Here is a 13,802-nt window from a genome sequence, read left to right as displayed (position 1 = left end):
GAGTCAATCATGTCGAACAAGCTTTTTGCCCTCCACGCCGCGGCCGCCTGCCTGGTGGCGGGGCTGGTGTCGGCCGCCCCCGCCCGTGCCGCGGGGGTCTATGGCGATGTCGATGCCTGCGATGCCGGGCGGCCCTCGGTGCTCGTTCGGGTGTCGGGGTTCAAGGCGCAAACGGGGACGCTGCGGCTCTCGCTCTACGACGGCAATCCCGACAACTGGCTGGTCGGCGGGCGCAAGATTCACCATCTCACGGTCGCCGTGCCGCCGCGCGGCGATGTCGACCTGTGCGTGGCGGTGCCGCGTCCCGGCACCTATGCCTTCGGGCTCCAGCACGACCTCGACGGCGACAAGGAAATCGGTCGCCGCGACGGCGGCGCCTTCTCGAACAATGCGTCCATCACGCTGTTCGATCGTAAGCCCGAGCATGACGAAGTGGCCTTCCGGGTCGGCAACGGCACGCGGCGGATGGGCGTCCGGTTGCTCTATCTGAAGGGGCTGTCGATCGGGCCGTGGACCCGCTGAGGCGAGGGGGGCGAGGCTAGCTCGCCACCGCGGTCGGCGCGCCGCCGCTCGCGCGGCGCAGCGCCTCGGCGACCGCCTTCGACAGCGCGCCCACGGTGAAGGGCTTGCGCAGGAGTTCGTGATCGGCGAGCTCGTCGCTTTCGTCATCGCCGACGTAGCCGGTCACGAACAGCACCGCGAGCCCGGGCTCGGCGGCGGTGAGATGGCGGACCAGTTCGGTGCCGGTCATCTCGGGCATGATCACGTCGGAGATGACGAGGTCGAAGCGGCCGGGGGCGAAGAGCGACAACGCCTCGGCGCCGCTGCTGCAGCTGACCGGGTCGTAGCCGAGGTCCTCGAGCGCGCCCACGGTGGCGGTCCGCACCCGCGGGTCGTCCTCGACCACCAGGATGCGCGCGTTGGCGCAGACGATGCCATCCTCCTCCTGCGCGGCCGCGAGCGGGGCGACCGGCTGGGCGGTCGCCGCCACGTCGGTACGCGGCAGATAGATCGCCACGGTGGTGCCCTTGCCGACCTCGGTGTCGATGCCGATCTCGCCGCCCGACTGGTGGGCGAAGCCGAAGATCTGGCTGAGCCCGAGCCCGGTGCCCTTGCCGACGTCCTTGGTCGTGAAGAAGGGCTCGAAGGCGCGCTCGCGCACCTCATCGCTCATGCCCTTGCCGGTATCGCGCACCGCCACGCGCAGATAGTCGCCGGCGCGGATGTCGCCAACCTCGCCCGCCGCCAGCGTGACATTGTCGGCGCGGATCTCGAGCTGGCCCTCGCCGGCCATGGCGTCGCGCGCGTTGAGCGCGAGGTTGAGCAGCGCGTTCTCGAACTGGTGCGCGTCGACGAACACCGGCCAGGCATCCTCGGCAATCGCATAGGTGATGCTGATCTGCTCGCCCAGCGTGCGGTCGAGCAGCTCGCGCATCGAGCCGATCATCTGCTTGGCCTCGACCCGCTCGGGCAGCAGCGGTTCGGCCCGCGCGAAGGAGAGCAGGCGACGGGTCAGCGCGGCGGCGCGGGTGGCGCCCTCCATCGCGTTGCCGAGGTGGCTCATCAGGTCGCGGCGCGGCCCGTCGATGTGCCGGCGTGCAAGGTCGAGCCCGCCGACCACCACCGCGAGCATGTTGTTGAAGTCGTGCGCGATGCCGCCGGTGAGCTGGCCGACCGCTTCCATCTTCTGCGCTTGCCGCAGCCGCGCCTCGGCGGCCTCGCGTTCCTCGGCCTCGGCACGCAGCGCCTCGTTGGCGGCGCTAAGTTCGGCGGTGCGCTCGGCGACCGCTTCCTCGAGCGCATAGGCGCGTTCGCTCTCCTGCTCGGCTTCCTTGCGGGTCAGCGCATATTGGCGCAGCACCTCGAAAGAGAGCGCACCGAGGAAGAGCGCGATCAGCCCCGAGATGGCTCCCAGCCAGATGAGATAGTCGTTCAGGCGGTTGGCGCGCGCGGCAAACAATTGTGTGCGGTCGATCGACTCTTCGAGCGCCTCGCGTTCGGCCTGCGCGATCTCTTGCAACTGGCGGCGCATCAGCGGGCCGGTATCCGAACGGCCGGCGGCATAATAGAGGCTGATGCCGCCTTCGCGGCGCTTGGCGGCGGCGGCGCGGGCGGCGGCGGACAGCTCCTCTTCGCGAATGTTGAACAGGTTGACCAGCGTCTCGACCCGCTGGCGCTGCTCGGGACGGTCGCGGGTGAGGCGATAGAGTTCGTTGAGCTGCTGCCGGGCGAGCCGCCAATTGTTGTAGTAGAGGTTGCCGCTTTCGGTTTCCTCGTCGAGCACAAAGCGGCCAAGCGCGGCCTCCGAGCGCGACATGCTGGCATCGAGCGTGCGGGTCAGCAGCGTGACGTCATAGGCGCTGCGCTCGCGCTCCATCGCCGCGTCGCGCATCTGCGACGAGCTCGAGACGAGCCAGATGGTGCCGAGCAGCGCGAGCATGGCCAGGAGGCCGATGATCGCCGCGCCGGCCCGTCGCCAGTCGGCGGTGCGCTGTTGGTCCCCACCCGTCATGCGCTCGAGCATAGGCAAAGCGGTCGATGGTTAAAAGGTCAGATGCACCCGGTTTTCCTGCCGGCGCGCTCGAACATGCCGAGAATGTCGCCGACCTGCTCGTCCGAATGGCGCGCGCACAGCGAGCAGCGCAGCAGCGTCATGCCCGCGGGCGTCGCCGGCGGGCGCGCGAGGTTGACGTAGAGCCCCTCGTGGAGGAGCGCCTCCCACATCATCGCCCCGCGCTCGAGGTCGGGCATGATCACGCTGATGATCGCCGACTGCGGCTCCTTGGTGCCGAGGATGAAGCCGAGGTCGGTGAGCCCCTTGTGGAGCCGGCGCGAGTTTTTCCACAGGTGCTCGCGCTTGTCCTTGGCGGTCATGATCTTGCGGATCGAGGTCGCGGCGGTGGCCACCACGCTCGGGGGCAGCGAGGCGGTGAAGACATAGCCCCGGCTGACGAGACGGAGGATCTCGAACTTGGGATGGTTGGAAACGCAATAGCCGCCGACCGTGCCGACCGACTTGGAGAAGGTGCCGATGATGAAATCGACATCGTCGATCACGCCCTGCGCCTCGCAGACGCCGCGTCCATGGTCGCCGATGAACCCCATCGAATGCGCCTCGTCGACCAGCACCATCGCGCCATATTGCTTGGCGAGCGGGACCATCTTGTCCAGGGGCGCGACGTCGCCGAGCATCGAATAGACGCCCTCGAGGATGACGAGCTTGCCCGCCTCCTTGGGCAGCCGCTTGAGCCGCTTCTCGAGCGCTTCGATGTCGTTGTGGCGGAAGGGGACGACCTGGGCGTTGCCCATCGCGCAGCCATCGAAGATCGAGGCGTGGCTGTCGACATCGAGGATGATGTAATCGTCCTTGCCCGCGATCGTCGAGATGATGCCGGTGTTGGCGAGGTAGCCGGTGGAAAAGACCATGGCGCCCGACATGTCGAAGAATTCGCGCAGCGCGGCCTCGACGTCCCTGTGGCCGGCATAGGTGCCGTTGAGGACGCGGCTGCCGGTGGTGCCCGAGCCGAATTCCTCGAGCGCCTGCTTGCCCGCCGCGATCACGTCGGGGTCGAAGGTCATGCCCATGTAATTGTAGGTACCGAGCAGGATCGTCTCGCGCCCGTTGCAGATCGCCACGGTCGGCGAGATCACCTCTTCCATGACGAGGTTGAAGGGATCGGTGATCCCGGTCGACAGCAGCGCCTCGCGCTGATCGATCAGCGGCTGGAACTTGTCGAACAGGTCGGGCGAGGCGGGGGCGGTCCCCGCCAGGTTGGCGCCGGTACCGCTCACTCGGCCATCTCCACGACGGCGTCGATCAGCTGCCCGACCTTCTCGATCTCGGCCTGCTGGTTCATCGTGATGAGGATGTCGAACTCGTCCTCCACCTCGGCGACGAAGTCGAGGACCGTCAGACTGTCCCATTCGAGGTCCTGCGCGAAGCGGGTCTCTTCGCCGACCTCCACGCCCTTCTTGTTATACTGGTCGATGAGGCCGAAAAGCCGGGTTTTCACGTCTGCGCGGTCAGTCATGTCTCAAGCCCTTATGTTCGCCCGCCGCCATTGGCAATGGAAAGCGGCACTATTGGGGCAGGTCGAGCCAGCCCTCGCGCGCATACCAGGCGGCCGTGTCGCGCAGCCCCTCGGGGGTCGCGACCGCAGGCTGCCAAAGCGCAGGGTCGGGACGATGTTCCGCGGCCACCGTCCAGTCGGGATGGCAGAAATAGGCGGCCCGGTCGGGGGTCAGCTTGGCGCTCTCGCCGCGGACCAGCCGATCGAGCTGGGCGCCGAGCCGCACCAGTGGGCGCGGCATCGAGAGCGTGCGCACCCGCTCGCGCCCGACCGCGCCGGCGATGGCCTGCGCGAACTGCTCGTGGGTCCAGCCGCCCGGTCGCCCGTCGTCGGGTTCGAGCAGCAGCCCGGCGCGACCGCGGCCCTCGGCCAGCACCAGCAGCAGGTCGACGAGGTCGTCGGCGTGGATGAGGCTAAGCCGTCCCTTGGGGGGCAGCGGGACGAAACCGCGCGCGGCGAGCCGGAAGAGTTCGAGCGTCTCGCGGTCGCCGGGGCCGTAGACCGCGGGTGGGCGCACGATCTGCTGGTCGAGCGCGCTCGTCCGGACCGCGCTTTCCGAGCGCGCCTTCGAGGCGCCGTAGAGCGAGAGCGAGGGCTCGCGCGCGGCCAGGCTCGAGACATGGACGAACCGCCCCGTGCCCGCGCGGGTCGCGGCGGCGAGCAGGTTGCGGGTGCCCTCGACATTGCCGCGCTCGAAACCCGCCGCGTCGGAGGCGTTGATCACCCCCGCGATGTGGATGACCGCGCGCGCGCCCTCGCACAATTGCGCGAGCGCCGGCGCGTCGTGCAGGTCGCCCTGGATCCACCGCACCCCGGGGCGCTCGGGCTGGAGGCGACGGGTGAGACAGGTCAGCGTGAGCCCGCCCCGCGTCGCGATCTCGAGCAGCCGCGAGCCGACGAAGCCGGTGGCCCCGGTCACCGCAAGCGGCGCCGCGGTCATAGCGGTGACCAGTCGCCGTCGGGCTCCTCGCCCGCACCCTCGTGCGGGTCGGTGGCGGCGGGTGCCGCCTTGCGCTCGGGCAGGATGGCGATGATCCGATCGAGCAGGGCGTCGATCCCCGTGCCCGTCATCGCGCTCAGCTCGAGCACGTCGGTGACGCCGAGCGCGGCGAGTTCGTCGCGCGCGATCTGCCGCACTTCCTCATCGACCGTGTCGACCCGGCTGAGGCAGACGATCTCGTCCTTCTCGTCGAGATCGGCGCCATAGGCCTCGAGTTCGCCGCGCACCGTCGCATAGGCCTTGGCGGGGTCGCCCCCGTCGGCGTCGATCAGGTGGACGAGCAGCTTGGTGCGCTCGACATGGCCGAGGAAGCGATCGCCGATCCCCGCGCCCTCGGCGGCCCCCTCGATCAGCCCGGGGATGTCGGCCATCACGAAATCGCGCTGCTTGTGCTGGACCACCCCGAGCTTGGGATGGAGCGTGGTGAAGGGGTAGGCGCCGGTCTTGGCGCGCGCGTTGGTGACCGCGTTCAAGAGCGTCGACTTGCCCGCGTTGGGCAGCCCGACGAGCCCGACGTCGGCGAGCAGCTTGAGGCGCAGCCAGACCCAGGCTTCCTCGCCCGGTTCGCCCGGCTGGTGCTGGCGCGGGGCGCGGTTGGTCGAAGTCTTGTAGCTCATGTTGCCACGCCCTCCCTGACCGCCGGTCAGGAGGCGTACCTCCTGCCCCTCGGTAGTGAGGTCGGCGATGAGCGAGCGCTGCTCGTCGTCGGCGAGGATCTGGGTGCCCACCGGCACGTCGATCACGAGGTCGCGCCCGGCCGCGCCGGTTTGGTTGCGCCCCGCGCCACCCTTGCCGCGCGGGGCGCGGAAATGCTGGGTGTAGCGAAAGTCGATCAGCGTGTTGAGCGCGGGCACGGCGCGAAAGACGATGTCGCCGCCCTTGCCGCCATTGCCCCCGTCGGGACCGCCGAATTCGATATATTTTTCGCGCCGGAAGCTGACGGCCCCCGGACCGCCCGCGCCCGAGGACACGAAGATCTTCGCCTGATCGAGAAAATGCGCCATGGCGCGCCCCTAGCGCAGTTCGCCGCGCAGCGCGAGGGGGTGCGGGAAGGCGGACATAATGCCGGACTTTCAGGCACGGGGGGCGATCTGAAAGGCGGCCCCACCCGGGCAAGGAGGGCTATGTCGGGCGCGAACCCGCGGCGGGGCTCGAACCCGGCTAGGGCTCAGCGCAATTCGCCGAGCACCGCGAGGATCTGCTTGACCGCGATCTCGTGCGCCACGTCATGGGGCAGGTTGCAGGCGCGCGCGACTTCCTCGCCCACGAGCGCATCGCCGATGGCGACGAGGACCAGTCCCATGGTGGCGCGGTCGAGCGGGCGATCGTCGCCTGGCGGGGTGATCTTGGTGATCACCCCCGCGATCGCATGCTCAACGGGAGCGAGCGCCTCGCGGCGGCGCTGCAGCACCACCCACGCGATGAGTTCGCCGAAATGCTGTTCGCGAAAGGCGGTGAACATTTCCTCGACGACGCGGCGCAGCTTGACCTTGCCCGCCTGGTAGCGACCGATCGAGCCGGCGATCGAATCGGCGACCTCGTGCGCGATCTCGTCGGCGAGCTGGGCGTGGAGCCCGTCGACCGATCCGAAATGGTGGAGCAGCGCGGCATGGGTGCGCCCCATCCGTCCCGCCACCGCCTTCAACGTCACCGCCGCGGCGCCTTCCTCGCGCAGGATGTCGCGCGCGGTGGCGACCGCCAGCCGGCGGCTCTCCTCGGGGCTCATCCGTTTACGTTTGTGCAACGTTGTTGACATATTTGTCAGTAAGATCCAGTCTTCGCTTCAACGCGTCTCTTTAGGAGCAGCCTCGTGGCCACTGCAACCGTTACGCCGCCCGACCTCAGCATCACCCCGCGCGATCGCGAGTTCGGTCGCGAGGGGGCGACGCCGCGCTGGTGGCACGGTGGCAATCCCTATGCGACCGCGATGTACAATGCGCTGTCGGCGACCTTTCCCGACGGCGAGGCGTTCTTCGTGCGCTCGGTGCGCGCCTTCGCCAAGGACTGCCCCGAGGCACTGAAGAAGGACATCAAGGCCTTCACGACGCAGGAAGCGATCCACAGCCGCGAGCATGACGCCTTCAACAAGCGGGCAAGCGAGAGCGGCTACGACATGGAGCCGCTCTACGACCGGGTGAAGGAGCGGATCGCGCTGCTGCAGGACAAGCCGCCGATCGCCAGCCTCGCCGCGACGATGGTGCTCGAACATTATACCGCGATCCTCGCGCACGAGATCCTCGCCGACCCCAAGCATTTCGAGGGCGCCGAGGAGGCGACCGCGATGCTGTGGAAATGGCATGCGGCCGAGGAGATCGAGCACAAGGGGGTGGCCTATGACACCTGGCTCCACGCCACCCGCGACTGGTCGCGCTGGAAGCGCTGGCAGGTGAAGGCCAAGGTGATGCTCTATGTCACCAGCCACTTCTTCCCCGACCGGTTCAGGGGGGCGCTCACCCTGCTCAAGCAGGACGGGATCAGGGGCTGGAAGGCGAGGTGGGGGCTGATCCGATACGGGCTGATCGCGCCCGGCATGTTCCGCAAGATCCTCGGCGCGTGGCTCGAATTCTTCCTGCCCGGATTCCACCCGTGGAACGAGGACGATCGCGCGCTGATCGCGGCATACGAGGACGCCGAGGGGCATCGCTTCATGCGCAACGGCAAGAAAACGGTGCGCGCGGCGGCCTGATCGGCCTCGAGATCCGGCAAGACGAAGGGGCGGTACCGAAGGTCGGTGCCGCCCCTTCCTTTTCCCCTTCCAGGAGCCGCGATCAGGCGGCGGCGGTTGCCGCCTGCTCGCAGCCGTTGAGGTCGAGCCGGTAGAGCCGGCTCATCGCTTCCTCGCCGCGCCCGCAGCTATGCCGCATGGCGTGGGCGCCGGTGGCGACGAAGCCGAGCTTCTCGAGCACCCGGCCGCTCGCCGGATTGTCGAGGAAATGGCCCGCCTCGATGCGGCTCCAGCCCAGCGTGCGCGCGATCTCGAGCGCGGCGCGCGCGGCCTCGGTGGCATAGCCCTTGCCCCAGTGCTCCTCGGCGATCCAGTAGCCGATCTCGATCTCGCCCGAGGGCGCGTAGCCGAACCCGACCACGCCGATGACCTGCGCATCCCGGCGTCGGGTGATGAGCATGGTGGGCAGCGGCATCGCCTCGAGCTGGGCGAGGAAGGCCTCAGCCTGCTCGAGCCCGTAGGGCCACGGCGCGCTGGCGAGATTGGCGACGATTCGCTTCGAGCCCATCGCCTTGGCGAGCGCGGGCGCATCGCAGCTCCAGCCGGGCCGCAGCAGCAGGTTCTTCGTCACGGCAAACATCGCATACCTCCCTTGCCGCCGCCCCCGAGGGGGTCGGTGACAGTCGAGGGAGAAGTGGCGGACGCGGCCCTTGCAGACGTCAGTTCATCGGGCACAAAAAAGAGAAGGGACCTGGAGCGGTCCCTTCTCCCATTTGTCTTGTTGTCCGGACCGTCCCAGGGGGATGGCCCGTTATCGACCAACCCTATTCGGCTGCTTCGCCCATCGCTTCCACGTGGACATATTTGCGGCCGAGTTTGCCGTCACGGAAGGTGACGCGGCCGTCGATCAGCGCGAAGATGGTGTGGTCCCTACCGAGGCCGACATTGTCGCCCGGGTACCACTTGGTCCCGCGCTGGCGCACGATGATGTTGCCGGCCACGACGCTCTCGCCGCCAAACTTCTTGACGCCGAGATACTTCGGATTGGAATCGCGGCCGTTACGCGACGAGCCGCCTGCCTTCTTATGTGCCATGGTTACTTCTTCTCGGTCTTCTTGGCCGCGGGCTTCTTCGCGGCGGTTTTCTTCGCTGCCGGCTTCTTAGCAGGTGCAGCATCCTTTGTCGACTTGGCGGCGGCCTTCTTGGCCGGCGCGTCGTCGTCGCCCTTCGCGGCGGCCTTCTTGGCGGGCGCCTTCTTGGCCCCCCCCTTGCCGCCGATCGACACGATCTCAAGGATCGTATGCTGCTGGCGATGCCCGCGCTTGCGGCGATAGTTGTGGCGGCGACGCTTCTTGAAGACGGTCACCTTCTCACCCTTCGCCTGGGCGACGATGGTGGCCGCGACGGTCAGGCCGTCGGTCGACTGAAGGTCCGAACCCTCGCCGGCGAGCAGGACATCATCGAGGGTCACCGAATCGCCCGCTTCACCAGCGAGTTTCTCGACGACGATCTTGTCTCCGGGGGCAACGCGATACTGCTTACCGCCGGTGCGCACGACTGCGAACATAAGCTCTTCTCTTCGGTCTAGAATTTGTGTCTCTTGCCCACGGCAAAGCGACGCCGAAAACGGCACCTGCGCGAGGGGATGGGGCCAACTATGGAACGCAGCCCCTCCTGTCAACCGATTTGCCGCAACTATTCGGCGGTCAGTGCCGCCGTTCGGGCCGCAGATGATAGCGCCCGGGCTCGAAGCGATCGAACATCGTCGCGATCGCGGGATGGACCACCTCTTCCTCGTCATCGTCGGCCACGAGGTTCTGCTGGCTGACGTAGGCGACGTAGCTCGTCTCCTCATTCTCGGCGAGCAGGTGGTAGAAGGGCTGGTTCTTGGCCGGTCGGATGTCCGCGGGAATGGCCTCGTACCATTCCTCGGTGTTGGCGAACTCGGGGTCGACGTCGAAGATCACGCCGCGAAAGTCGAGCAGCCGGTGGCGGACCACCTCGCCGATCGCGAAGCGCGCGGTCTGAATCGCATTACTCATGGCGCCTATGTAGGCGTCCTGCCGCCGCGCACAACCGGGCGAGGGGGGCGGCCTCGGGGCGGGGGTGCGGGCAGGGGACCTGGTCAGGCGGGCACCGGCTGCCCCGCCCAGTCGAAGTGACCGCCGCTCTCGGCGGGGGTGAGCCCGGCGAGCACGTCGAGGAGGTGGGTCGCGCTCTGCGCCGGGGTGAAGAGGCGGCCTTCGGGCACGTTGGACTGGAAGGGGGCCGACAGCGCGGTATCGACCGTGCCGGGGTGGAGCGCGACCGCGACCGCCTGCGGATGGGTGCGCGCGAGCTCGATCGCCAGCGTGCGGACCAGCTGGTTGAGCGCCGCCTTCGAGGCACGATAGCCGTACCAGCCGCCGAGCCGGTTGTCGGCAATCGACCCCACCCGCGCCGACAGGGCGGCGACGAGGCAGCGCTCCTTGCGCGGTAGGAGCGGGAGGAAATGCCGCAACGCCAGCGCGGGGCCGATGGTATTGACGAGGAAGGTCTGTTCGAGCGGTCCGGGCGCGAGCGCGCGCCAGCTTTTCTCGGGGCCCCAGTCGCTGCCGTGCAGGATCCCGCTGGCGATGATCAGCGCGTCGTAGGGCGCGCCGTCGGCTAGCGTCGCGGCGGCCTGGGCGAGGGTCTCGGGGCGCGCGTAGTCGACCGCCGGGGTGGTGGTGCGGCCGAGCCGCGTCACGCGGCCCCCGCGCGCCTCGATGGCATCGCCGAGCGCGGCGCCGATCCCGCCCGACGCGCCGATCAGCAGGCTGTTCGAAAAATCGCTCATGGGGCGCCAATCCGCGAACCCCGGCGCGGGTTCAGCGGGGCGCGGCGACATTAGGGCTTTTCAATATCCCCGCGCGTTGCTAGAGGCGCGCTCCGACCAGAGGGCAGCGCCCTCGAACATCCCCGCGGAGAGGTGCCGGAGTGGTCGAACGGGGCGGTCTCGAAAACCGTTGTGCGGGCAACCGTACCGTGGGTTCGAATCCCACCCTCTCCGCCATTTTCCCCGACATCGCCCCGCCACCCGCGCCGACCGCTCGGCCGTCCCCGCCCTAACCGCGCGCTGGTCCCCGAGGCCGCCGCAGCGGCGTCGCGCGCCGCCGCGCCGACGCGCGCGAGCCTGGTCTGCGGCCCCCGTTCCTTCGCCCATTTGCGTCGATTTTTGCATTTGCTGCACCCGCGCACGCCGCGGCAAGATTAACTGTCAGCTGTGTCCGCCATGCAACAGCCGGGGGCTAAGCGGGCATAATCGCGGCATATATTCGGGCTCGGCTGGCGGGGTGCGACGGCGGGCCGGCAACAGGGCGGGAAAAAACCGTTTGCCCGGAGGAACCGCTTACTGGGATGGTCGTTGCTGGGTCTCTAGCCGCCGAACGAAAAAGGGGGCAGTCGGAACCTTACCGGGACGACTTGTTTTCGTCGTCGCCACGAATTTGAAGGAGAAAGGACTCCATGAAGCATTTCTTGATGGCCTCGGCGGCGTTGGCCGCCGTATCAACCCCGGCATTCGCCCAGGACACGGGTCCCTATGTCGGTCTCGAGGGGGGCGTCGCGCTCTTCAACGACACCGATGACATCGACTCGCCGACGCTCAACGCCGACGACGTGCTCGAGCTCGAGCACGACCTCGGCTACGACGTCGACGGCGTGATCGGCTACGACTGGGGTGCCGTGCGCACCGAGCTCGAGCTGGGCTATCGCACCGCCACCATCGACCAGGTGCTGATCTCGGGCGCGGGTGCGTTCGATGCCGGCACGTCGGATGTCGACGTGTGGTCGGGCATGGTCAACGTGCTGTTCGACCTGGCCGAAACCGACACCAGCCGTTTCTATCTCGGCGGTGGTCTCGGTCTCTGGTCGGTGACGCATGACGTCAGCGCCCTCGGCGCCGGTGCCAACCTCAACTCCTCGGACGAAATCTTCGCCTTCCAGGGGATCGCCGGCGTGAGCTTCCCGCTCAGCGACGCGATCGAGGCGGGGCTGAAGTATCGCTATGCGCAGAACTTCGGCAACATCGTCCAGGAAGACCAGGACCTTCGCGTCAGCGACGTGACCGTCAAGTCGCACAGCCTGCTGGCGAGCCTGATCTACAACTTCGGCCGCGCTGCGCCGCCGCCCCCGCCGCCGCCCCCGCCGCCGCCGCCCCCGCCGCCCCCGCCGCCTCCCGCGACGGTGACGTGCCCGGACGGCACGGTGATTCTGGCGACCGAGGAATGCCCGCCGCCGCCGCCGCCGCCGCCGCCGCCGCCGCCGCCGCCCGAACCCGAGCGCGGCTAGGCCACGGGCCAGAAAGGGAAGGGCCGGTCGATCGACCGGCCCTTTCTTTTCGTGCGCTGGGCCCATGCGGGTCGACGCGGCGGGCTTGAAGGGGTAGGGGCCCCTCGATAGAAAAAACCGGGTCCGACAGGCGCCAGCGCGGCGCGGCGGAACCCGTCGGCCCGTCAGGCGATAGGGCTGATTGTCCAATCGTTTGTCCAGGAACCAGAAGCGACATGTCCGACGTCTTTCAAAGCAGTGATCTCATCGACCGGCGGCAGGAGATGGCCGCCGTGTACCGCGAGGGCGATCTCGACCGGCTCGAGACGATGGCGCGCGCGCTGCTGGTCGAGCATCCGGACGACATCGAGGCGCATCGCTATCTCGCCCGCATCTACACCAACCGGCACGAGCCCGAGCAGGCGCAGCCGTTCTGGGAGCGGCTGACCGAGCTGACCCCCGAGGAGCCGGAACCCTATCTGCAATTGGCCCGGATCGAGCGCCGCAAGCGCAACTGGGAGCCGGCGCTGCGCCACGCGCAGGAACTGCTCGCGCGCCAGCCCGACAATACCGAAATCCGGACAATCGAACTGGAAGCGCTCGTCAACCTCAAGAAGGGCGATGCGATCGGCGAGGCGATCGCCCGGCTGGTCGAGGCCACCCCCGAGGACGCCATGCCCTTCTTCCGCAAGGCCTTCACCGTCGATCTCGGCGATGCCGTCGCCGCCCCCTTGCGCGCCCTGGCCGACAGCGGCGACGAGGAAGCGATCAAGCTGTGCGCCGAACAGAGCGAGGCGCAGCGCACCGCCGCCGCGCGCCACGAGATCCAGCGCAATCCCTTCCGCGCCGCCGCCTGCTACCGGGTCATGCGCACGCTCGACCCCTCGTCGGGCTTTGGCACCTCGGCATTGCTGCGACTGCGCAAGCCCTTCCTCGAACGCGCCCGCGAAGCCTATGCCGAAGGCGACGACAAGCGGGCGATCAGCCATGCGCGCAACTCGATCAAGATCGAACCGCGCGAGGAAGAGCCCTATCTGATCATCGGGCGCAGCGCGCTGCGCACCGACGAGCCGCAGATCGCCTACGAGGCGCTGCGCGAGGGCTTGATGGCCAACGAACATACGGTGTGGCTGACCCTCAACTACGCCCGCGCCGCCGAGCGCTCGGAGCATCTGCTCGAGGCGTTCGAGGCCTATTCGGCGGTGCTGGCGAGCGATGATCCCGAAGCCGCCAAGCATGCCGAGGAGGCGCAGCGCTCGGTCGACCGGCTGCCCGGCAAGCTGGTCAGCGCCGCGGTCAGCGACATCCGCGAAGGCAATCCCGTGGCGGCGATCGAGACGGCGCTGACCCTCCAGCAGTCGGGCGTGCTCGATGAGAAGGCGGCGGAATATCTGCGCAACAACGTGGTCACCCACGGCCAGCGCAAGCTGCGCGAATTCTACGATGCCGGCGACCGCACCGGGCTCGCCCTCGGGCGCGGGCTGATGCGTTTCGCGCCCGACGAACCCTACGCGTTCCGCGTCGTCGGGCGCATGCTCCTGCGCGACCGCAACTATGGCGAGGCGGCCGAGGTCTGGGGCGCGCTCGTCGACCAGGATGGCGAGAATGTGGAATTTCGCCTCAACCTCGCGCGCTCGCTGCAGCGGATGGGCGACAAACCGGGGGCGGCAGCCGCCGCTACCGAGTTGCTGCGGCTCGATCCCGAGCACGCCGAGGGCAAGCAGATCCTCGAATCCGCCACGGTCGCGGCCTGAACCCCCAGCGTTAGGAATGTCTC

General features: G+C 68.5%; 15 protein-coding genes and 1 tRNA gene. 5 read left to right on the top strand and 11 right to left on the bottom strand.

Annotation, left to right across the window (positions count from 1 at the left end; genetic code table 11):
* The first annotated feature begins 9 nt into the window (after positions 1-9).
* The gene (locus L8951_RS03165) at positions 10-522 is read left to right on the top strand and encodes a DUF2141 domain-containing protein (RefSeq protein ID WP_244381540.1); all 513 of its coding nucleotides are present in this window, start codon (positions 10-12) and stop codon (positions 520-522) included.
* Positions 523-538: 16 nt separating this feature from the next.
* Here the strand turns inward: L8951_RS03165 and L8951_RS03160 are convergent, their stop codons facing one another.
* The 6 genes from L8951_RS03160 to L8951_RS03135 form a co-directional block, all read right to left on the bottom strand.
* Positions 539-2,512: an ATP-binding protein gene (locus L8951_RS03160; protein WP_244381539.1), complete on the bottom strand. Its 1,974-nt coding sequence runs from the start codon at positions 2,510-2,512 to the stop codon at positions 539-541.
* Positions 2,513-2,550: 38 nt separating this feature from the next.
* Positions 2,551-3,792 (bottom strand): serine palmitoyltransferase, encoded by a 1,242-nt coding sequence (gene spt, locus L8951_RS03155; RefSeq protein WP_244381538.1) that lies wholly within the window; start codon positions 3,790-3,792, stop codon positions 2,551-2,553.
* A complete protein-coding gene (locus L8951_RS03150) occupies positions 3,789-4,031 on the bottom strand; it encodes an acyl carrier protein (protein ID WP_244381537.1) in 243 nt (80 codons plus the stop codon). Before L8951_RS03150 ends, spt begins: the two co-directional genes overlap by 4 nt.
* A gap of 49 nt (positions 4,032-4,080) precedes the next feature.
* Positions 4,081-5,010: an NAD-dependent epimerase/dehydratase family protein gene (locus L8951_RS03145; RefSeq protein WP_244381536.1), complete on the bottom strand. Its 930-nt coding sequence runs from the start codon at positions 5,008-5,010 to the stop codon at positions 4,081-4,083.
* Positions 5,007-6,074 carry a GTPase ObgE gene (gene obgE / locus L8951_RS03140; RefSeq protein WP_244381535.1) on the bottom strand — a complete coding sequence of 356 codons (1,068 nt, stop codon included), beginning with the start codon at positions 6,072-6,074 and terminating at the stop codon, positions 5,007-5,009. The genes L8951_RS03145 and obgE overlap by 4 nt, the downstream gene beginning before the upstream one ends.
* 164 nt (positions 6,075-6,238) lie before the next feature.
* Positions 6,239-6,814: a TetR/AcrR family transcriptional regulator gene (locus L8951_RS03135; protein ID WP_244381534.1), complete on the bottom strand. Its 576-nt coding sequence runs from the start codon at positions 6,812-6,814 to the stop codon at positions 6,239-6,241.
* A gap of 66 nt (positions 6,815-6,880) precedes the next feature.
* Here L8951_RS03135 and L8951_RS03130 point away from each other — a divergent pair, with 66 nt between their 5' ends.
* Complete coding sequence (locus L8951_RS03130; protein ID WP_244381533.1) at positions 6,881-7,756, top strand: metal-dependent hydrolase; 876 nt, start codon at positions 6,881-6,883, stop codon at positions 7,754-7,756.
* A gap of 82 nt (positions 7,757-7,838) precedes the next feature.
* Here the strand turns inward: L8951_RS03130 and L8951_RS03125 are convergent, their stop codons facing one another.
* From L8951_RS03125 to L8951_RS03105, 5 genes are all read right to left on the bottom strand, one after another.
* A complete protein-coding gene (locus L8951_RS03125; RefSeq protein WP_244381532.1) occupies positions 7,839-8,375 on the bottom strand; it encodes a GNAT family N-acetyltransferase in 537 nt (178 codons plus the stop codon).
* A gap of 184 nt (positions 8,376-8,559) precedes the next feature.
* Positions 8,560-8,829: a 50S ribosomal protein L27 gene (gene rpmA / locus L8951_RS03120; RefSeq protein WP_244381531.1), complete on the bottom strand. Its 270-nt coding sequence runs from the start codon at positions 8,827-8,829 to the stop codon at positions 8,560-8,562.
* Between the two features lie 2 nt (positions 8,830-8,831).
* Positions 8,832-9,302: a 50S ribosomal protein L21 gene (rplU, locus tag L8951_RS03115; RefSeq protein WP_244381681.1), complete on the bottom strand. Its 471-nt coding sequence runs from the start codon at positions 9,300-9,302 to the stop codon at positions 8,832-8,834.
* A 139-nt stretch (positions 9,303-9,441) separates the two neighbouring features.
* Complete coding sequence (hspQ, locus tag L8951_RS03110) at positions 9,442-9,777, bottom strand: heat shock protein HspQ (protein ID WP_244381530.1); 336 nt, start codon at positions 9,775-9,777, stop codon at positions 9,442-9,444.
* A gap of 83 nt (positions 9,778-9,860) precedes the next feature.
* Positions 9,861-10,553, bottom strand: a complete 693-nt coding sequence (locus L8951_RS03105; RefSeq protein ID WP_244381529.1) for an SDR family NAD(P)-dependent oxidoreductase — start codon at positions 10,551-10,553, stop codon at positions 9,861-9,863.
* Positions 10,554-10,679: 126 nt separating this feature from the next.
* On the opposite strand from L8951_RS03105, the gene L8951_RS03100 reads away from it, so the two are divergent.
* The 3 genes from L8951_RS03100 to L8951_RS03085 all read left to right on the top strand — a co-directional run bounded on the left by L8951_RS03100 (position 10,680) and on the right by L8951_RS03085 (position 13,779).
* Positions 10,680-10,769, top strand: a tRNA-Ser gene (locus tag L8951_RS03100).
* A gap of 452 nt (positions 10,770-11,221) precedes the next feature.
* Positions 11,222-12,046, top strand: a complete 825-nt coding sequence (locus L8951_RS03095; RefSeq protein WP_265535893.1) for an outer membrane protein — start codon at positions 11,222-11,224, stop codon at positions 12,044-12,046.
* 215 nt (positions 12,047-12,261) lie between these two features.
* Positions 12,262-13,779 (top strand): tetratricopeptide repeat protein, encoded by a 1,518-nt coding sequence (locus L8951_RS03085; RefSeq protein WP_244381528.1) that lies wholly within the window; start codon positions 12,262-12,264, stop codon positions 13,777-13,779.
* Positions 13,780-13,802 lie beyond the last annotated feature (23 nt).

Source organism: Sphingomicrobium astaxanthinifaciens (assembly GCF_022865105.1).
Classification (GTDB): Bacteria; Pseudomonadota; Alphaproteobacteria; order Sphingomonadales; family Sphingomonadaceae; genus Sphingomicrobium; species Sphingomicrobium astaxanthinifaciens.
This window is presented reverse-complemented; position numbering and strand designations above follow the sequence as displayed.